This window comes from Rhodoferax sp. GW822-FHT04A08, from assembly GCF_058801025.1.
The window spans coordinates 273762-292519 of the sequence record NZ_JBXAMW010000007.1; the positions used below are offsets into that span (position 1 = coordinate 273762).

Here is an 18758-nt window from a genome sequence, read left to right on the forward strand (position 1 = left end):
CTGGTACGCTTGCGCCATGGGCCGACGCAGTGGCATGCACGGAGTGTGACAAGTGACAGTACCGATGGACACCGACGACGCGAATGCAGACAGTGTGATGCACCGTCTGCTCCTGCTTCCCGAGCGCATTGGTGCTGCCGCATGGTCGGCAGTGCGCGTGGCGCAAGACATGCTGTACCTGCTGGCCAACTCCCTGTCGGGCGCTGCGGCGTTGCGCTCGCCCTATTTCTGGCGCAGCCTCATCCAACAGTTGTACTTCACTGCCGTGCAGGTGTTCTGGCTGGCCAACGTCATCGGCCTGGCGCTGGGCGTGCTGGGTGTGCTTCCGCTGCTGTCCTTTGGATTGATCGAGGCCGAGTTGCAAGCCACGGTCATGCGCGTGGTGCTGTTTCACCAACTGGTGCCGCTCATGGTGGCACTGGTGGTGATTGGACGCTCGGGCACTGCCATCACCTCCGAGCTGGGTGATATGCAATCCAAGGGCGTGGTGGACAGCCTGCTCATCATGGGCATAGAACCGCACCGCTTTCTGGTCCTGCCGCGTCTGGTGGGCATGGTCATCTCGCTGCAGATACTCACCCTGTGGGCCAATCTGGCAGCTATTGCCGGTGGTGCGTTCTACAACAACCTGCAGGGTGCGGTGGGAGCGCAGCATTTTGTGGATGCCTGCCTGAACGAGCTGGAGCCCATGGCGGTCCTGCAGAGTTCCCTGATGGTGGTGGCCTATGCCGTGTCCATCGGCCTGGTGCATTGCTACTACGGCCTGCGTGCACGCACCAGCACCGACGTCCAGCGCAATCTGGCATTGGCCTTTGTGCGGTCCTTCATTGCCTGCGTGGCCATCACCGTGCTGTTTGGCGTAGTGGGCAAATGACGGCGTTGCTGCAGGCACGGGACCTGACCCTGGCTTCCTTTGCGGATGCGCGGGGTTTTGATCTGGATATCGGTGCGGGCCAGCGCTGGCTGATCACGGGCGCAACGGGTTCGGGCAAGTCGACCCTGATGCGCACCTTGCTGGGCCTGATCTCGTCGCGCGGCGGCAAGGTGCTGCTCGATGGCTGCGACCTGGAAGAGGTCACGCCCCACCAACTACTGACCTTGCGCCAGCGCACCGGCGTCGTGTTCTCCGGCGGTGGCTTGCTGCCAGCCTGGAGTGGCCTGCAGAACCTGATGCTGCCGCTGCGTGTCATCAGGGGGTTGAGCGAGGAGCAGGCGCAGGACGCGGTGCTGGAATTTGCCGAGCGCTGCCTGATTCCGGAAATCTGGCTGGAACGCGTGGCCGCCCAGCTCTCGGCCGAGCAGGGCACGCTGCTGGCATTGGCACGCGCACTCATCATTGCACCCAAGCTGCTGTGGGTGGACAGTGAACTGGTATGGGGTGTGCTGTCCCATGCCAGCACCCGCCTTGGCGCACAACTGGTTGCACAGGTCAGCCAGGGCTGCACGCTGGTGGTAGGGGCTGGTGCACATGGTGTGGCGCGTGATCAGGTGCCGCCTTGCGGCGCGCCGACCCACTGGGCGCATATGCAGGGTGGCTGGCTAGAATGTGCTGCCCCTCCAACCTCCTGGACACTGGAACCCGCAGATGCTCAAACACCGCTCGCGTGATCGCCTCTACAAGCGGGCCGTGGGGCTGCTGGTGATCAGCAGCCTGCTGGTGTTGTTGCTGGCCATGCGCTTCTACCGCAGTGCCGATCGGCTGCTGGGCAACTCATTTCAGTTGCATGCCCAGGTCCGCAACGTCAATGGTCTGGATGTCGATGCCAAGGTCACCATGGCCGGGCTCAAGGTAGGCAAGGTGCACAGGATCGATCTGCTGCCCGACAAGACGGCGCGCATCACCGTGGATATCGAACTGCGCTACCACGACTTGGTGCGCTCCGACTCCGTCGCCACGCTGGCCAAGCCGCTCATTGGTGGCCCGGTCGTGGACATCAGCATTGGTACGCCGACGCAGCCGCGTTTGGAAGACGAGGCCACGATTGCGTTGCTGGTGCAGCCCGATGTGAACGAGGTCGTGGCCACCCTCCCGGCCAAGCTGGAAAAAGTTGACCATGCGCTGGACAACCTGGTCGCCATCACCGACCTGGCGCGCGCCAGCGTGCAACGCATCACCGCACCGCAAGGATCGCTGGATGCGATGCTGAGCGAGGCGCGGGCCGCCGCGCAGAACGTTCGCGCTGCCACCGAAACGCTCAAGGGCACCTTGACCGATGTGCGCGCCGTGGCCGCTTCGGGTCAGGCCGCGGTGGGTCAGGCACAAGCCGTGTTGACCGACGTGCGTGGCTTCACCCGGCAAAGCACGGCGATGGCGGAGAGTCTGCAGCGTTCGCTCGGCAATGCGGAAGAGATCACCGGTGGTTTGCGTGCCCTGGTGCCGCAACTCGGTAGTGGCCTGCATGCCGCACAAGGCGCTGCCGAAGAGGCAGACAAGGTGTTGCGTGCTGCGGGCAACAGCTTCCTGCTCGGAGGCCCGGCCCCCGCGCCCCTGGCACCCACCCTGATGAGTCCGCGTGCGCCATGAGCCCACTTTCATTCTTCCCCGCCGTAAGAATGAACGCCCTGGTGCTGGCGCTCGCCTTGGCGCTTTCGGCCTGCGCCAGTCGCCCGGTACCGGAGCTTGCTGTGCAGCGCTATGAATCTGCCGTGCGCAACGGCAACGACAAGCTCGCGGCGGGTGATCTGCCGCAGGCCACGGCCGCCTTTGCACAGGCCGAGCAGGTGGCCACTTTGTATGACCGGCGTGCCTTGCGCATGCAGGCGCTGTTCGCCCTTGGGGCCGTGGCGGCTCTGGCCGAACAGGACGAGGTGTCCCGGCAGGCATATGCCCAGGCCCTGGCAGAGGCGCAGGCGCTGAACGATGCCCATGGCCGCGGTGTGGCCTGGGCCGGACTGGCCGACACCATGCGGCGCTTGGGGGACCGTGAAGGGGCCTTGCAACACTACACCCTGGCACTGGCGCCACAGGCCTTGCGCGCCGACAGCGCCGAGCGGCTGCAGGCCCGTATGGGGCTGGCGTTGGTGTGGCACGCCCAGGGCGATACGCCTGCCGCGCTCGATGCCTTGGGAACACTGGAGGCTCAGGCACGCGCGGCATCCAGCCCGCTGTTGCCCGGCGTTCTGGTCAATCAGGCGGTGGTGCTGCGCGACAAGGGCGATGTGCGCTCAGCGCTTGCCAAGGCCCTGGAGGCCCTGACGCTGGACAGGCTACAGGCCAACCCCGCCGTGCTGGCGAAAGACCTGGAACTGCTGGGTGGTCTGTACGCGGCAAACCAGAGTGCTGCCCTGGCACGCGACAGCTGGGAGCGCGCGCTGCGCATTGCGCAGGTTACCGGCCAGAGCAAGCTGCAAGTGCGATTGAAACAGGCGCTGACCACCTTGCGCTGAGGCGAAAGGGGCGTTGGCGTTTCCGCTCAGGAGCGTTGCGAGGCAAAGGGCTCGTGGTCTTTGTCGGGTCGGTGTGCCGGGTCCACGTGGGTCATCAGGTTGAGCACGCGGTGGCGCTGCATCACGGCTTGGCGCGCCGCCACGGCGATGTTGTGGCCCGCTTCCACGGTGAGTGTGGCGTCCACTTCGATGTGGGCATCCACCACCACCATGTCACCCATCTTGCGGGTACGTACATCGTGCACGCCAGCCACGCCCGGTGTGGATTCCAGCGTTTGCCGAATGGCCTGCACCTCGGCTTCATCCAGGCCGCGGTCCATCAGGTCGTGCAGCGCGTCCCAGCCAAAGCTCCAGCCCATCTTTCCGACCATGAAGCCCACGATGAGTGCGGCAATCGGGTCCAGCAAGGGGTAGCCCATCAGGTTGCCGATCAGGCCAATGCTGACCACCAGGGACGAAGCTGCATCCGAGCGCGCATGCCAGGCGTTGGCCACCAGCATGCTGGACTTCACTTCCTTGGCAATGCGCAGCATGTAGCGAAACAGCAGTTCCTTGGCGGCGATGGCACCCAGCGCCACCCAGAGCGCGGTGGCATGTGCCGTGGGAATGGTGGCAGGCGACTCCAGCTTCTGCAAGGCCGACCACACCATGCCCAGCCCCACCGCCAGCAGCAACACGCCCAGCGCCAGAGACGCCGCAGTTTCAAAGCGCTGGTGCCCGTACGGATGGTCCTCGTCCGCATCCTTCTTGGCATGGTGGCTGGCAAACAGCACTACGAAATCGGCAACCAGGTCCGACAGGGAGTGGATGCCATCGGCAATCAGGCCCTGTGACTTGGCGACCACCCCGACCACAATCTGCGCAATGGACAGGAGCAGATTCACCACCACGCTCACATGCGTGCTGCGGGTGGCGGCAGCCGAGCGTTCAGCGGGAGTGTGTGTGGCGTGTTCGGATGTGTCGTCCAAATCTGCAAAGTTCATGGTGGTTCTATCGATGTTCAGAAGGGCTGGGTTATTGTTGCAGGTCCAGCTTCTGGTTTGCTTAAGTGCCGCAATGTCTTTTGCACAGATGCAACGCGGTATTTTTACAATCCCTCTTTTATTCAACCCGTAACCGAGTCTCCGTATGGCCGAACACCCTTCGCCTCGTTCTGCAACCAAGTTGCGCCCCCTGCCTGCGCTGATATTTGCCAGCCGCTGGCTGCAGCTGCCGCTGTATTTGGGCCTGATCGCGGCACAGGCTGTGTATGTCTACCATTTTTGGGTGGAACTGATGCATTTGCTGGAGGCCGCGTTTGGCAGCCAGACCGCGCTACAGGCCCTGATCAACAGCATCGGCTACCACGGCGAGGCGCAAAGCAACTCGCTCAACGAGACCATCATCATGCTGGTGGTGTTGGCGCTGATCGACGTGGTGATGATCTCCAACCTGCTGATCATGGTGATCGTGGGCGGCTATGAAACCTTTGTGAGTCGCATGAACCTGGATGGCCACCCCGACCAGCCGGAGTGGCTGGACCACGTCAACGCATCGGTGCTGAAGGTCAAGCTGGGCACGGCCATCATCGGCATCAGCTCCATCCACCTGCTCAAGACCTTCATCAATGCGGCCAACTACGAGGAAAAGGTGCTGCTGTGGCAGACGCTGATTCACATCACTTTCCTGCTCAGCGCGATTGCCATTGCCTACACCGACAGGCTGCTCAACAGCAGCCACGTCGACAAGCATTGAATCTCAGGCCTGTGCCATGCGCAAGCGGCGCGCCGCGTCTTCGGCCCGCGCGTCGTCAATCTCGCGCAGCACCGCCTGCATGTCCACATCGGCATGGGCACGTTCAAAGCGGCCGGTCAGCGGCGTGTCATTGCTGAGCAGGCCGGCGCGGTACAGACTCCAGATCTCGGGGCCGTAGTCGGTGTGCAACAGCTCCGGCGCAAAGCGGCCGAAGAAGTCGCGCAGATTGCCCACGTCACGCATCAGCATGCGCTGCGCGTGGTTGTTGCCCGCCGCGTCCACGGCCTGCGGCAGATCGATGATCACCGGCACGTCCACGCCATCGCTGCCCTCTGGACCCGCCACATGCCCGAGCAGGATGTTGAACTCCGACAAGTCGCCGTGCACCACGCCCGCGCACAGCATGCGTACCACCTCGGCAATCAGTGTCTGGTGGTGGGCCAGGGCCTGTTCCGGCGTAAACGCCACATCGTTTAATCGTGGCGCTGCGTCGCCATGTGCGTCGGCCACCAGCTCCATGAGCAGCACGCCATCGTGAAAGTTGTAGGGCTGGGGCACCCGCACACCGGCAGCAGCCAGCCGGTAGAGCGCATCCACTTCGGCGCTCTGCCAGGCGGCCTCCTGCTGCTCACGGCCAAAACGGCTGCCCTTGGCCATGGCACGGGCCGAGCGGGAGTTCTTGACCCTGCGGTTTTCGGTGTAGTCCACGGCTTGGCGAAAGCTGCGCTGGGTGGCTTCCTTGTAGATCTTGGCGCAGCGGGTTTCGTCACCGCAGCGCACCACATACACCATGGCCTCCTTGCCGCTCATCAACTGGCGCACCACGGTATCGATCAGGCCTTCGTCAACAAGGGATTGGAGTCTGGGGGGAGCTTTCATCGCTGCATTGTGCGCTGGTCGGTGCCCAGGTCGCGCAAGCGCAGGTGTGCGGCGTCTTCCAGATCGACCGGCACACTGTTTTTGGCATTCAGATAGTGGTTGGTGAAAACGTCCAGATAGGCGCTCAGCGTGTCTGCCGCGTGCTGCTCCTGGGCTAGTTCCAGACACAGGGCCGCCACCTCCGAGGTGCACAGATGGTCACCCCGCTTGGAGCGGCGCAACCGGTAGTTGGAGAGCTGCTCGGGCTGCAGGCTGAGCACCGGCAGATGGTCCAGGTACGGGCTCTTGCGGAACATCTTGCGCGCCTCGGCCCAGGTGGCGTCCAGCAACACAAACAGCGGCCGCTTGCCGGCCACAGGAACGACTTCGGTCACCACCCGCTCGGGCGCCACGTATTCACCCGGGAACACCACATAGGGCTGCCACTGCGGATCAGCCAGCATGGCCAGCAGGGCTGGGTCCACCACGGTGCGCGCCCAGCCAAAGGCCGCCGTGTCTGCCACCATGTCGGCAATCAGCCAGCCCGTGTTGCTGGGCTTGAGCGGCTCGATGTCGCACATGATCAGGCACACGCCAGCTTGCGTGGGCACGCTGGGACGCAGCGCGCACAGGCAATGGCTGTGCATCACCCGGCAACCCGGGTAACGCTCCTTGCGCGAACCGCGGGCGATAAAAGGCTTGGCACTGCGTGCCAGGCGCGCGGCGCGCAAGCGGGAGACGGCGTGGGGCCGGTCTTTGGGGTTCATGTGGGTATTTTGACCAATTGGAAGATCATTTTATGATCAATAACCTATTGTTTATATTAATTTTTCGGTACAAAATACAAAAATTTCCAACATGCCGAAATGCAAGAACTTAGTCCCGCCATTACCCGCCAGATGATTGACGCCGTCGCCGTGTTCGATGCACTGGCTGAGGCTACCGTCGAAGCGGCCCAGGTGCGCGGCGGCATGTACTGGCATGCGGGGCCGGCATCATCGCCAGAGTCCAGGTATCTGGTGCGCACCACACCTGCCGGTGCAGAGACCAGTCTGGGGCCACGCACACCGCAGACGCAAGCTATCTACGACAAATTCATGCAGAGAAAGCAGGCCAGTGCCGAGCGGCTGACCGGGCTGAAGGCGGCACTGGACCAGCATCAGCGCATGAACCGTGCACTGCGTGTGGGCCGTGTGGACCCGTTGGTGGTGGCGCTGCTCAACCGTTTGGCGAGTACGCAACTGAGTGAACACTTTCGTGTCGTCGGCACCCACGCGCTGTACGCCTATGAGGCTGCGGCCGGTGTCAGGCTGGACGCAGATACCTTGGCCACGCGTGATATTGATTTGTTGTGGGATACCCGCAAGCGCATCATCTTCTCCACCCAACTGGCCCGGGTGGACAGCTCCATGCTGGGCGTGCTCAAGAAAGTGGACGCCAGCTTTCGCATGCGCCGGAGTCAAAAATATACAGCAGTGAACAAGGATGGTTTTGAGGTTGACATCATCCGGCGGGAGCAGACGGATGGTGATCCACACCCCATCAAGCTCAGTGATGAGGATGAAGACTTCTGGGTGGCCCAGGCGCGGCGCGCCAATGTGCTGCTCGATTCGCCGGGCTTCTCTGCGGTCATTGTGGCCACCAACGGCACCATGGCTCGCATGAACACGGTGCACCCTGCAACGTTTGTGGCATTCAAGCGGTGGCTTGCCGGACAACCAGACCGCGATCCACTCAAGCGTCGTCGCGATGTGTTGCAGGCTGATGCGGTGCAGGAACTGCTTGAGCAGTATCTGCCGCAGGTTTGAAAGGCAGATTGGCTATCAGCCCCCTTTATCCGGCGGTGCCTGCGTGTAGGTTCAGCTCAGATGCTTGCCCGCAATCCCCGCCAGCTCAAACATCGTCACCTGGGGCTTGCCAAACACCGGCAGCAGCTTGGCGTCGGCGTTGATGGCGCGCTTGTCCTTGGCGTCCTGCAGGCCGTTGGCCTTGATGTAGTCCCACAGCTTCTTGATCACCTGGGTGCGCGCCACCGGTTCGCTGCCGATGACTGCGGCCAGCTCGGCGCTGGGTTGCATGCCGGAGGCGGTGGTGGTCTTGCGCGGTGCTTTGGGCTTGGCCGTTGCAGATTTTGCTGCGGCTTTCTTCGCTGGCGCCTTCTTGGCGGCTGCACCCGCAGTCTTGGCCGCGGCGGCAGGTCGTGCGGCAGCGGTCTTGCGCGGCGGGAACTTGGATGGTGCGAATTCGAAGTTCACCTTGCCGGCTTCGGCATCCCAGGCCAGCATGGCCTTGAAGGCGCGGCGTGTGCGCATGGAGACGAACTTCTCCAGCATGTCGGTTTTGCCGGTGGCCAGCAGCTTTTGCATCTGCTCGCGCTCGATGGGCTGCTGCAGAATGATCTGGCCGCTCTTGAAGTCGCAGCTAGGTGTGGGCTGCTCGTGCGTGGGCACCGAGCGGTTGCACACATAGTTCTTGCCGTGCTCGAATACCGAGCCGCCGCACTTGGGGCAGGTGCCCAGCGATTCTTGGCCGGAGAAGTCCACCAGTTCGCCGGTTTCCTCGCCCGCCTTGTCGTCGCCGAAGTCGAACTCCAGCTTGTAGTTCTTGGTCTCGTCATCGAACTTGAGGATCATCTCGGCCACAAACGGCCAGCCCGCCTTGGAGCGGAAGCCATCCAGCGGGCCTATGTGCTTGTCGCGCAGGAACTGCTCCACTTCGGTGAGCTCGAAGGTGCGTCCGGCGGGTGACTTGCCAAAGCTGAAGCCGCAGCCGTCGTCCGTTCCCTTGGGACCGGTGCAGGCGTAACGGCGGTAGTTTTCCTTGACGATACCGCCGCAGTTGGGGCAGGGCGCACTCAGGGTGGCGTAGTCGCCGGGGATGGTGTCGCGGTCGTATTCCTTGGCTTTTTTCACCATGCGCTCGGTCATGGCAGCAATCTCGGCCATGAAGGTCTCGCGGCGCAGTTTGCCGTGCTCCATCTGGTTGAGCTTGTATTCCCATTCGCCGGTCAGTTCGGCCTTGGAGAGTTCTTCCACGCCCAGGCCGCGCAACAGCGTCATGAGCTGGAAGGCTTTGGCCGTGGGTATGAGCTCGCGGCCTTCGCGCAGCATGTATTTCTCGGCAATCAGCCCTTCGATGATGCTGGAGCGTGTGGCAGGCGTGCCCAGGCCTTTTTCCTGCATGGCTTCGCGCAGTTCGTCGTCTTCCACCGTCTTGCCGGCGCCTTCCATGGCGCCCAGCAGCGTGGCTTCGGAATAACGCGCGGGCGGCTTGGTCTTGAGGCCTTTGGGGTCTACCGGGTTGCCATGCACCTTTTCGTTGGGTTGCACGGGCACCAGGTTCTGGCCCTTGTCGCCGTCCTTGGCGTCGGCCACTTCCTCGGCGGCTTCCTTGCCGTAGATGGCCAGCCAGCCCGGCTTGACCAGTACCTTGCCTTCGGTCTTAAAGCTATGTCCGGCTGCCGTGGTGATACGCGTGGTCACCTGGTATTCGGCGCTGGGGAAGAACACCGCCATGAAGCGGCGCACCACCAGGTCGTACACCTTTTGTTCGGCGTCCGACAGGCCGCTGGGTGCCTGCAGCGTGGGGATGATGGCAAAGTGGTCCGACACCTTGGCGTTGTCGAACACGCGCTTGGTCGGCTTGATGTAATTGCCCTTGAGCGCGGTCGCGGCATGCGGCGCCAAGTGGCGCATGCTGCTATCAGCCAGCATCTGGAACGTGTCTTTCACCACCGGCACATAGTCTTCGGGCAGGTTGCGCGAATCGGTACGCGGGTAGGTCAGGGCCTTGTGGCGTTCGTACAGGCTCTGGGCAATCGACAAGGTGGTCTTGGCACTGAAGCCGAACTTGCCGTTGGCCTCACGCTGCAGGCTGGTCAGGTCAAACAGCAGGGGCGAGGCCTGTGTGGTGGGCTTGCTCTCTTCAGTGACGGTGGCGGGCTTGCCACGCACGGCGTCGGCAATTTCCTGCGCCTCGCGCAGGCTCCAGACGCGGTCGGCCTTGAGTTCGGCATCGTCCGGGTTCTTCTTCCACTGGGGGTTGAACCATTTGGCCGGGTATTCGCCTGCCTGGGCGGCAAAGGTGGCATGGATTTCCCAGTAATCGCGGCTGATGAACTTGCGGATCTGTTCTTCGCGCTCCACCACCACGGAGAGGGTTGGCGTCTGCACCCGGCCCACGGTGGTGAGGAAGAAGCCGCCATCGCGGGAATTGAAGGCGGTCATGGCGCGCGTGCCGTTGATGCCCACCAGCCAATCGGCCTCGGAGCGGCAACGTGCGGCGTCGGCCAGCGGCTGCATCTGCGCGTTGGTGCGCAGGTGCTCAAAGCCCTCGCGGATGGCCTGTGGCGTCATGCTCTGCAGCCACAGGCGCGAGACTGGCTTGCCCAGCGGCTTGGCGCCACCGGCGTACTGCTCGATCAGGCGGAAGATCAGTTCCCCCTCGCGGCCCGCGTCACAGGCGTTGACGATCTTGTCCACGTCCTTGCGCTTGGCAAGCTTGACCACCGCATTCAGGCGCGTCTTGGTCTTGTCCACGGGCTTGAGCTCGAAGTGCGGCGGGATCACTGGCAGGTTGGCAAAGCTCCACTTGCCGCGTTTGACGTCGTAGGCCTCGGGCGCCTGGATCTCCACCAAGTGGCCCACGGCACTGGACACCACGTAGGTGTCGCTCTCAAAGTACTCGTCGTGTTTTTCAAACTTTCCGGCAGTCGGGGTGAGTGCCCGTACGATGTCCTGGGCGACGGAAGGCTTCTCGGCAATGACCAGTGTTTTATTCAAGGCGGCATTCTTCATCTGACTACAATCCAGTTCTCGCGGGCGCGCAGGCGCGCTCACATACGCAGGCACGCACATGCGCGCCCATACGATTCACCATACCAAATTTTTCTGACGTGGCCAAAAACCCAGTGAAATCCTCGGCGCAATCGGACGGACGCCGCATCCAGACCCGCCGCTCCGGCGTGCATGGCAAGGGCGTGTTTGCCCTGGTGGACATCGCCGAAGGCGAGACCATCATCGAGTATGTGGGCGAAGTCATCAGCTGGAAGGAGGCCCAGCGCCGCCATCCGCACGATCCCAAGGACCCCAACCATACGTTCTACTTCCACATCGATGAAGACCACGTCATCGATGCGCTGTACGGTGGCAACTCGTCGCGCTGGATCAACCATTCCTGCGACGCCAACTGCGAAGCCGACGAGCAGGACGGCCGCGTGTTCATCAAGGCCCGCCGTAATATCAAGGCGGGTGAAGAGCTGAACTACGACTACGGCCTGATCATCGACGAGCGCTACACCAAGAAGCTCAAGGCCGAGTACCCCTGCTGGTGCGGTGCCAAGAAGTGCCGCGGAACCTTGCTTGCGCCGAAGCGTTGAACACCCCCAGGCTGCGCGCACTGCGTGTCGCTGCGCCACCCCCCTTGCAGGGGGCAATGCCAGCGGCCCGGCAGAGCCGGTTCCACGGCATTTCTGGGAAGGGGCATTCACGCGCTGCTTTGGGAGTCATGAATGACGATTCGCTGGCCCGCTGAAACCATCTGGGAGCAGGTGGAGCCCTTGTTGCCGGGCTTTACGGTTGAGGTATTGCCGCAGGTTGATTCCACCAATACCGAGTTGATGCGCCGAGCCCGTGCCGGGCAGACCGAGCCCATTTTGCTGGTGGCCGAGCGCCAGACCGCTGGGCGCGGTCGGCTGGGGCGGGACTGGCACAGCGATACCCAGGCAGGCGGTGCGACGCTGACGTTTTCCCTGGGGATGCCGCTGCAGCCCGCTGACTGGTCGGGTCTGTCCCTGGCGGTGGGGTTGGCCGTCGTGGAGAGCCTGCACCCGTCGCTGCAGCTCAAATGGCCCAACGATGTCTGGCTGCAGGAGCGCAAGCTGGCGGGCATTTTGATCGAAACCACCAGCATCGGCGATGTGCGTTATGCCGTGATCGGCATCGGTATCAACATCCTACCCAGAGCTGCAGAAGGTTTGCGTACAGCGCCAGCGGCGTTGACGGAAGTTATGCCGCAGGTGGATGCGCCGACAGCGTTGGGCGCCGTCGTGTTACCACTGGTGCGGACGTTGCAGGCGTTTGAAGCCAGTGGGTTTGCTCCGCTGCGCACGGCGTTCCATGGTCGCGACCTGCTGTATGGCCGCGAAGTGATCTGCACGGACGGCACCACCGGCACGGCACGGGGCGTGGACGCGGTCGGTGCGCTGCTGGTGCATACTGCCAGCGGACTTCAGAAAATCAGCAGTGCGGAGGTCAGTGTGCGACCGCAGACACCCGCTGACCCACCTAACGGATCTTCGGCCTGACATGTTGCGATTGCTTGCACTGGTTCTGCTTCTTGCCAACGCGATGTATTACACCTGGGGCAACGGATATTTGCTGCCCTTGGGTTTCGGCCCCGTGCAGCAACGCGAGCCGCAACGACTGGCGCAGCAGATAGAGCCGGATTCCGTCAAGCTCATCAGTCCCCAGGAATTCAAGCGCATCGAAGAGCAGGTCAAGGCCGACCGTGAGCCCAAGGAATGCCTGCAGGCGGGGCCGTTCGATGATGCGCAAAGCACGGTGTTGCGCCAGGCCTTGGGGGACGCTTTGCCCGTCGGCTCCTGGCAACTGGATGAAGAGCATGTGGCTGCGCGCTGGATTATCTACATGGGCAAGTACGCTGGCGCGGAGGCCTTGGCAAAGAAGCGCTCCGAGGTCGTGGCGATGGGTATCAAGACCGAAAGTCTGGAGAACGCCGCTTTGGAGCCAGGCTTTTCTCTGGGCGGCTTTGACACCAAGGCCGATGCCGATGCAGCGCTTGCACGCCTGTCTGCGCGGGGACTGCACACGGCCCGCGTGGTGCAGGAGCGTGAGGCGTTGCAGGACTATCAGCTCAAGTTGCCTGCCGTCAATGCCGCACTCAAGGCCAAGCTGACCGATCTGCGCGGACCACTGGCAGGCAAGTCGCTACACGCCTGTAACTAATTCTCCGTAGGTCGTCACCCCGGCATCCGCCGGAAAGCGCACGGTAAAGCAGCATCCCGGCGGTGTCTGGCCCGGGCGGGCGTCTTCCACCGTGACCTCGGCGCGGTGTTGCCGCGCAATTTCCAGCACGATGGGCAGCCCCAGGCCGGAGCCATCGGCTTCGTTGCCCAGGGCACGGTAGAAAGGCTGGAACACCAGTTCGCGCTCGGCCAGGGGGATGCCGGGACCGGAGTCCTCCACCTGAATGACCTGCACCCGGCTGAAGGGGTCGATCAGCACCCGCGCGGTGATCACGCCCGGTTTGTCGGCGCCGGATGGCGTGTAGTTGATCGCGTTGTCCACCAGGTTGCGCACCATCTCCTTGAGTAGGGTCGGGTTGCCCATCACCATGACGCCATCGGATCCGGGTTGCGCGCCCTCATAGCCCACGTCGATGTGCTTGTCCATGGCGCGTGGTACGCAGTCGCGGATCACGTCCATGGTCAGCCGTGCAACGTCACAGGGCTGGTGTGCCAATATCGTGCTGCTGCTTTCGGCGCGTGCCAGGGCCAGCAACTGATTGACGGTGTGGGTGGCGCGAATGCTGGAGCGGCCGATCTGACGCAGGGACTGCTTGAGGTCTTCGGCGCTGGCACCTTCGCGCTGGGCCAGATCCGCCTGCATGCGCAATCCCGCCAGCGGCGTCTTGAGCTGGTGGGCGGCATCGGCCAGGAAGCGCTTTTGCGTGACGATGGACTCTTTCAGGCGCATCAGCAGATCATTCACAGAGGCCACCAATGGCGCCACTTCCATGGGGACCGCCTCGACCTCCAGCGGACTCAGGTCATCCGGGTTGCGCGCGCGAATGCGTTCTTCCAGCCGGTTGAGCGGCTTGATGGCCTGCACCAACGCCAGCCAGACCAGCAGCACTGCCAGCGGTAGCACCACAAACTGCGGCAGCATCACGCCCTTGACGATCTCCGTGGCCAGGACAGAGCGCTTGTCCATGGTCTCGGCCACCTGGACCAGCGCCGGTCTGCTATTGGGGACGTCCAGCTTGACCCACATGTAGGCCACTTTGAGCTCGCTGCCCTTGTACTCGTCGTCGCGCATGTGTACTTCGCCGGTGGTGCTCTTGTCATCGTCCCCGGGCAGAGGGAGATTTCTTTCGCCACTCAAGAATTCGCCTTGTGGTCCCAGCACCTGGTAGTACACCGTGTCGGCGTCATCGGCGCGCAGCAGTTCGCGCGCGGGCAGGGGTAGCACAAACTGCGCATGGTTGTTCTTAAGGGTGATGAGTTGCGCCAGGGCGCTGACGTTGTATTCCAGCGCGCGGTCAAACGGCTTGCCCGCAATGCCTTGCGCCACCAGCCAGGTCAGCACCAGGCTGATAGGCCACAGCAGCAGCAATGGCGTGAGCATCCAGTCCAGGATTTCCCCGAACAGGGAGCGCTGCTCGCGCTGGAAGATTTTCACCCCGGAATCTTCTCCAGGCAATAGCCCAGTCCGCGCACGGTTGCAATCCGGATCGGTCCCTTTTCGATCTTCTTGCGCAGACGGTGGATGTAGACCTCGATGGCGTTGTTGCTGACCTCCTCACCCCATTCGCACAGTCGCTCCACCAGTTGGTCCTTGCTGACCAGACGTCCGGCGCGCTGCAGCAGCACTTCCAGCAGACCCAGCTCGCGGGCAGACAGTTCCACCATCTTGCCGTCGATGGTGGCCACACGACCGGCCTGGTCGTATATCAGCGGACCGTGCTTGATGCTGCTGCTGGATGCCCCCATGCCACGGCGCACCAGGGCGCGCACACGGGCTTCGAGTTCCTGCAGGCTGAAGGGCTTGGCCATGTAGTCGTCGGCACCGTAGTCCAGACCTTTGACGCGTTCTTCCACGCTGTCGGCCGCGGTGAGTATGAGGACGGGCAACGATGAGCCGCGGGCGCGCAGCTTCTTGAGTACTTCCAGGCCGTGCATTTTGGGCAGGCCCAGGTCGAGGATCAGCAAGTCGAATTCGGTATTGGTCATCAGCGCGGCGTCGGCCTCCGAACCATTGGCCACATGGTCCACCGCGGCACCTGCGCTGCGCAAGGCCCGCAGCAAACCGTCCGCCAGGACTTGGTCATCTTCCGCAATCAAAATCCGCATGGCCGTCTCCTTGTTTTCGCCATTCTAGGCCTGCACCGTGCGCATTTACCGTCCGCTGTAGGCCTCCAGCCCCAGAGCGATCACGGTAACGACTTCGTCACCGACGGCCGCGCGCATCTCGCTTTCAGCCTGCGCGACGGCTTCCTGGTAGGCGCCAAGCCAAGCCATCCCGGTGTCTGTGAACACCACGCGCTTGGCGCGGGCGTCGACCGGATCGTTCTCGCGGCGCACCATGCCCCAGGCTTCACACTGCGTGACCAGGGTCGCCATGGCCTGTTTGGTCATGCCGGCAGCCTGTGCCAGCTCGGTCAGGCGTGCGCCGTCAGGGGGGAGGTGGCGGGTGATGTGGATGTGGGCTGCGCTGACCTGGCCGCGTGCTGCCAGATTGGACAGCCCCAGAGGCACGCTGGGGTGTTGCGCCATGCATTCCATGACCCGTGCGTCAAACCGCTCCTGCGCCAGGCGCAACCAGTGGCCCAGATGGGTGCTGCGCCAAGAAGATTGTGGTTCTGGCGGTGCTGTGATCATGGTTCAAATGGTAATGCAAACTGACTAAATATTGTGTTTACCAATTTCAACAAGCCCCGTTAAACTACTGTTCAAGCATCCAGCCTGTAATTAAATGCAGATGCTGAGCAAGCCACAACCCGATTGATTTTTAAGGAGATTTCCATGGACGCACCCGTCAAGAACCCCAACAACACGAATGGCGCCAACACCGAAAAAGCCAAGGCGCTGCAAGTCGCGCTGGCGCAGATCGAAAAGCAGTTCGGCAAAGGCACCATCATGCGCCTGGGTGAGGGCGAGGTGATCGAGGACATCCAGGTGGTCTCCACCGGTTCGCTGGGGCTGGATATCGCCCTGGGCGTGGGCGGCCTGCCGCGTGGCCGCGTCGTGGAAATCTACGGCCCGGAATCCTCCGGCAAGACCACGCTGACACTGCAAGTCGTGGCCGAAATGCAAAAGCAAGGTGGCCAATGTGCTTTCGTGGATGCCGAGCACGCACTGGACATCCAGTACGCGCAAAAACTGGGCGTGAACCTGCAGGACCTGCTGATCAGCCAACCCGACACCGGTGAACAAGCGCTGGAAATCGTCGACAGCCTGGTGCGTTCCGGCGCGGTCGATCTGATCATCGTGGACTCGGTGGCGGCACTGACCCCCAAGGCCGAACTCGAAGGCGAAATGGGCGATTCCCTGCCCGGCCTGCAAGCCCGTCTGATGAGCCAGGCGCTGCGCAAGCTCACCGCCCACATCAAGAAGACCAACTGCATGGTCATCTTCATCAACCAGATCCGCATGAAGATCGGCGTGATGTTCGGCTCGCCCGAAACCACCACCGGCGGCAATGCGCTCAAGTTCTACGCCTCCGTGCGCCTGGACATCCGCCGTACCGGCACCATCAAGAAGGGTGAGGAATCCATCGGCAACGAGACCAAGGTCAAGGTGGTCAAGAACAAGGTGGCGCCTCCCTTCAAGACGGCCGAGTTCGACATCCTGTTCGGCGAAGGCATCAGCCGCCATGGCGAAATCATCGATATGGGCGTGAACGCCGGCATCCTGGAAAAATCCGGCGCCTGGTATGCCTACCAGGGCGAAAAAATCGGCCAGGGCCGCGACAATGCCCGCGAGTTCCTGCGCGAAAACGCTGATCTCTCGGTAGAAATCGAAAACAAGGTGCGCGAGTCCCTGGGCATCCCGCTGCTGCCGGTGGTCGAGGTGGAAAAGGTCAAGGGCAAAAAGGCTGACAAAGCCGATAAAGCAGACAAGGCTGCGTAAGCCCGGTGCTGCCGCGAAGCAATGGCCGTCACACCGCTTTCCCTGACCGGTCGGGCCTTGCGGCTGCTGTCCACGCGTGAGCACTCACGCGCGGAGCTGGAGCGCAAGCTGGCGCCGTATGAAGAAGAGCCCGGCGCCTTGGCCAAGGTGCTGGATACCTTGCAGGCCAAGGATTTCATCAACGAAGGCCGGGTGCTCGAGTCCGTCATTCACCGCCGCTCCGCCAAGCTGGGGGCGCAACGTATCAAGCAGGAGTTGCAGGCAAAGGGGTTGGAGCCCGAAGCAGTTGCCAGAGCCCTGGATACGCTACGCGCCAGCGAGGTGGAGCGTGCGCGCGAAGTCTGGCGCAAGAAGTTTGGTCAACCGCCTGCCGATGCGTCTGAGCGGGCAAAGCAGATGCGGTTCCTGGCGGGGCGCGGTTTTGGTGGGGATGCGATTCGGCGAGTGGTTTCTGGGGGCGATGAAGACTAATTGCCTTTTGCAGCCTGCTGACTTTTTCTTGCGAGCCCGCCGCCGGAGTGGGGTATGCGTTTTGCTCCGTGTCCCCCGGCCCTGAAGGGCCTCCTCCTTTATCTGCGCAAAATGCATACCCCACTCCGGAGGCTCGAAGTGCGAGCGCCACAGGTTGGAAGTGCTATTTAGAGACACTGCATTACAGTGCGCACCCATACCCGGAGGCCCGTGAGGGCGGTGCGTTTTGCGCAGGTAAAGGAGGAGCGCCCAAAGGGCGCGGGGGACACGGAGCAAAACGCGCCGCCCTGACGGGCCGTAGCGCGTACCAACAACCCGACTGAGAGCGTTAAAGCCCCAACATCAACTGCAAGTTCTGCACCGCAGCACCCGATGCGCCCTTACCCAGGTTGTCCAAACGGGCAACCAGCAAGGCGTGACCAAATTCCTCATTGCCAAACACCCGCAACTCCATCTTGTTGGTGTCTTTGAGGGCCACCGCATCCAGCTTCAGGTCGGCGGTGACGGGCTCCACTGTCACCCAGGTACTGCCCGCATAGTGCTTGGCCAATGCCGCGTGCAAATCCGCAGAAGTGGGTTTGCCGGGCAATGTGTCCAGATGCAAGGGCAACTGCACCAGCATGCCTTGGTCAAAGTTACCCACCGAGGGCACAAACAAAGGCCTGCGGGTCAGGCCGGTGTAACGCATGATTTCCGGGATGTGCTTGTGCTTCAGGCCTAGGGCGTACAGCTCAAACGGCGGTGCCTTGCCCTGCTCGTAGGCTTCCATCATGCTGCGCCCACCGCCCGAATAGCCGCTGACCGATGGCAGGCAGACAGGGAAGTCGGCAGGCAGCAGACCGGCATCCACCAGGGGGCGTATCAGCGCAATGGCGCCGGTGGCGTAGCAGCCTGGATTGGCCACGCGGGTTGCGCCGATCACGGCATCGCGCTGGCCTGCGGCCAGTTCAGGAAAGCCATAGACCCAGCCTGGCGCCGTGCGATGGGCAGTAGAGGCATCAATCACCTTGGGGCCGGTGGTTCCGGTTTCCCGGGCGATGGCATCCACCATGGCTACGGACTCGATGGCGGCGTCGTCATGCAGGCACAGGATCACCAGATCGGCCTGGGTCATCAGAGCTTTCTTGGCGAGTGGATCCTTGCGCAATGCTGGATCAATACTGAGTAGCTGGATGCCAGCCATGGCCAGCAGCCGCTCACGAATTTGAAGGCCGGTGGTACCGGCTTCGCCGTCAATAAAAATCTTTTTCATGGGATATGCCAAGTAAGAACCCAGAAACCTTCACTCTGTAACCTCGCTGTAACACGGGGCCTCAACGGGGCGGCGCTGTAAGACTGTAAAAAGTTTGGCGCGCCGCAGCATGATACAGTCCCGCCCTGATGTGCCCAGTGCCATGCTTGCGAAATCCTCTCGCACCGCGTGGTGAACATTGTCCAG

19 protein-coding genes are annotated in these 18758 nt (G+C 62.6%); 11 read left to right on the forward strand and 8 right to left on the reverse strand.

Annotated elements, in window-relative coordinates; genetic code table 11:
- Nucleotides 1-97: 97 nt before the first annotated feature.
- Genes AC1RMF_RS15755 through AC1RMF_RS15770 form a run of 4 tightly spaced genes read left to right on the forward strand, consistent with a single transcriptional unit; the run spans nt 98 to nt 3387 of the window.
- Nucleotides 98-874 (forward strand): MlaE family ABC transporter permease, encoded by a 777-nt coding sequence (locus AC1RMF_RS15755; protein WP_493142557.1) that lies wholly within the window; start codon nt 98-100, stop codon nt 872-874.
- Nucleotides 871-1608 carry an ATP-binding cassette domain-containing protein gene (locus AC1RMF_RS15760; RefSeq protein ID WP_342620278.1) on the forward strand — a complete coding sequence of 246 codons (738 nt, stop codon included), beginning with the start codon at nt 871-873 and terminating at the stop codon, nt 1606-1608. Before AC1RMF_RS15755 ends, AC1RMF_RS15760 begins: the two co-directional genes overlap by 4 nt.
- Nucleotides 1586-2524, forward strand: coding sequence for an MlaD family protein (locus AC1RMF_RS15765; protein ID WP_493142560.1), 939 nt, complete (start codon nt 1586-1588; stop codon nt 2522-2524). Before AC1RMF_RS15760 ends, AC1RMF_RS15765 begins: the two co-directional genes overlap by 23 nt.
- Nucleotides 2521-3387, forward strand: a complete 867-nt coding sequence (locus AC1RMF_RS15770; RefSeq protein WP_493142562.1) for a hypothetical protein — start codon at nt 2521-2523, stop codon at nt 3385-3387. Before AC1RMF_RS15765 ends, AC1RMF_RS15770 begins: the two co-directional genes overlap by 4 nt.
- A gap of 26 nt (nt 3388-3413) precedes the next feature.
- Here AC1RMF_RS15770 and AC1RMF_RS15775 read toward each other — a convergent pair whose 3' ends face one another.
- Nucleotides 3414-4370, reverse strand: a complete 957-nt coding sequence (locus tag AC1RMF_RS15775) for a cation diffusion facilitator family transporter (protein WP_493142564.1) — start codon at nt 4368-4370, stop codon at nt 3414-3416.
- Between the two features lie 145 nt (nt 4371-4515).
- Between AC1RMF_RS15775 and AC1RMF_RS15780 the strand changes: the two genes are divergently transcribed.
- The gene (locus AC1RMF_RS15780; protein WP_493142565.1) at nt 4516-5121 is read left to right on the forward strand and encodes a TIGR00645 family protein; all 606 of its coding nucleotides are present in this window, start codon (nt 4516-4518) and stop codon (nt 5119-5121) included.
- A gap of 3 nt (nt 5122-5124) precedes the next feature.
- Here the strand turns inward: AC1RMF_RS15780 and AC1RMF_RS15785 are convergent, their stop codons facing one another.
- Both AC1RMF_RS15785 and AC1RMF_RS15790 read right to left on the reverse strand, forming a co-directional pair.
- The gene (locus tag AC1RMF_RS15785; RefSeq protein WP_493142567.1) at nt 5125-6000 is read right to left on the reverse strand and encodes a PA4780 family RIO1-like protein kinase; all 876 of its coding nucleotides are present in this window, start codon (nt 5998-6000) and stop codon (nt 5125-5127) included.
- Entirely contained in the window at nt 5997-6746 is a 750-nt protein-coding gene (locus tag AC1RMF_RS15790) for a tRNA-uridine aminocarboxypropyltransferase (RefSeq protein ID WP_493142569.1), read from the reverse strand. Before AC1RMF_RS15790 ends, AC1RMF_RS15785 begins: the two co-directional genes overlap by 4 nt.
- Nucleotides 6747-6845: 99 nt before the next feature.
- Between AC1RMF_RS15790 and AC1RMF_RS15795 the strand changes: the two genes are divergently transcribed.
- On the forward strand, nt 6846-7787 hold the full coding sequence (locus tag AC1RMF_RS15795) for a GSU2403 family nucleotidyltransferase fold protein (protein WP_493142571.1): 942 nt from the start codon (nt 6846-6848) through the stop codon (nt 7785-7787).
- 51 nt (nt 7788-7838) lie between these two features.
- Here the strand turns inward: AC1RMF_RS15795 and AC1RMF_RS15800 are convergent, their stop codons facing one another.
- Nucleotides 7839-10775: a DNA topoisomerase III gene (locus AC1RMF_RS15800; protein WP_493142573.1), complete on the reverse strand. Its 2937-nt coding sequence runs from the start codon at nt 10773-10775 to the stop codon at nt 7839-7841.
- A 98-nt stretch (nt 10776-10873) separates the two neighbouring features.
- Between AC1RMF_RS15800 and AC1RMF_RS15805 the strand changes: the two genes are divergently transcribed.
- The 3 genes from AC1RMF_RS15805 (at nt 10874) to AC1RMF_RS15815 (ending at nt 12944) form a co-directional block, all read left to right on the forward strand.
- On the forward strand, nt 10874-11356 hold the full coding sequence (locus AC1RMF_RS15805; protein ID WP_342620287.1) for an SET domain-containing protein: 483 nt from the start codon (nt 10874-10876) through the stop codon (nt 11354-11356).
- A 132-nt stretch (nt 11357-11488) separates the two neighbouring features.
- Entirely contained in the window at nt 11489-12283 is a 795-nt protein-coding gene (locus AC1RMF_RS15810; RefSeq protein WP_493142575.1) for a biotin--[acetyl-CoA-carboxylase] ligase, read from the forward strand.
- Between the two features lies 1 nt (nt 12284).
- The gene (locus AC1RMF_RS15815) at nt 12285-12944 is read left to right on the forward strand and encodes an SPOR domain-containing protein (protein WP_493142577.1); all 660 of its coding nucleotides are present in this window, start codon (nt 12285-12287) and stop codon (nt 12942-12944) included.
- Here the strand turns inward: AC1RMF_RS15815 and AC1RMF_RS15820 are convergent.
- Genes AC1RMF_RS15820 through AC1RMF_RS15830 form a run of 3 tightly spaced genes read right to left on the reverse strand, consistent with a single transcriptional unit; the run spans nt 12927 to nt 15598 of the window.
- Nucleotides 12927-14399 (reverse strand): sensor histidine kinase, encoded by a 1473-nt coding sequence (locus AC1RMF_RS15820; RefSeq protein WP_342620290.1) that lies wholly within the window; start codon nt 14397-14399, stop codon nt 12927-12929. The two genes, AC1RMF_RS15815 and AC1RMF_RS15820, sit on opposite strands and share 18 nt — an antisense overlap.
- Complete coding sequence (locus AC1RMF_RS15825) at nt 14396-15070, reverse strand: response regulator (protein ID WP_342620291.1); 675 nt, start codon at nt 15068-15070, stop codon at nt 14396-14398. The genes AC1RMF_RS15820 and AC1RMF_RS15825 overlap by 4 nt, the downstream gene beginning before the upstream one ends.
- A 45-nt stretch (nt 15071-15115) precedes the next feature.
- Nucleotides 15116-15598: a MarR family winged helix-turn-helix transcriptional regulator gene (locus tag AC1RMF_RS15830; RefSeq protein WP_493142579.1), complete on the reverse strand. Its 483-nt coding sequence runs from the start codon at nt 15596-15598 to the stop codon at nt 15116-15118.
- A 144-nt stretch (nt 15599-15742) separates the two neighbouring features.
- Here AC1RMF_RS15830 and recA point away from each other — a divergent pair, with 144 nt between their 5' ends.
- Together recA and recX are read left to right on the forward strand one after the other, a co-directional pair.
- On the forward strand, nt 15743-16849 hold the full coding sequence (gene recA / locus AC1RMF_RS15835; protein ID WP_493142580.1) for a recombinase RecA: 1107 nt from the start codon (nt 15743-15745) through the stop codon (nt 16847-16849).
- Nucleotides 16850-16870: 21 nt separating this feature from the next.
- On the forward strand, nt 16871-17320 hold the full coding sequence (recX, locus tag AC1RMF_RS15840; protein ID WP_493142582.1) for a recombination regulator RecX: 450 nt from the start codon (nt 16871-16873) through the stop codon (nt 17318-17320).
- A gap of 328 nt (nt 17321-17648) precedes the next feature.
- Here the strand turns inward: recX and argC are convergent, their stop codons facing one another.
- Nucleotides 17649-18572: an N-acetyl-gamma-glutamyl-phosphate reductase gene (argC, locus tag AC1RMF_RS15845; protein WP_493142584.1), complete on the reverse strand. Its 924-nt coding sequence runs from the start codon at nt 18570-18572 to the stop codon at nt 17649-17651.
- Nucleotides 18573-18758: the final 186 nt, after the last annotated feature.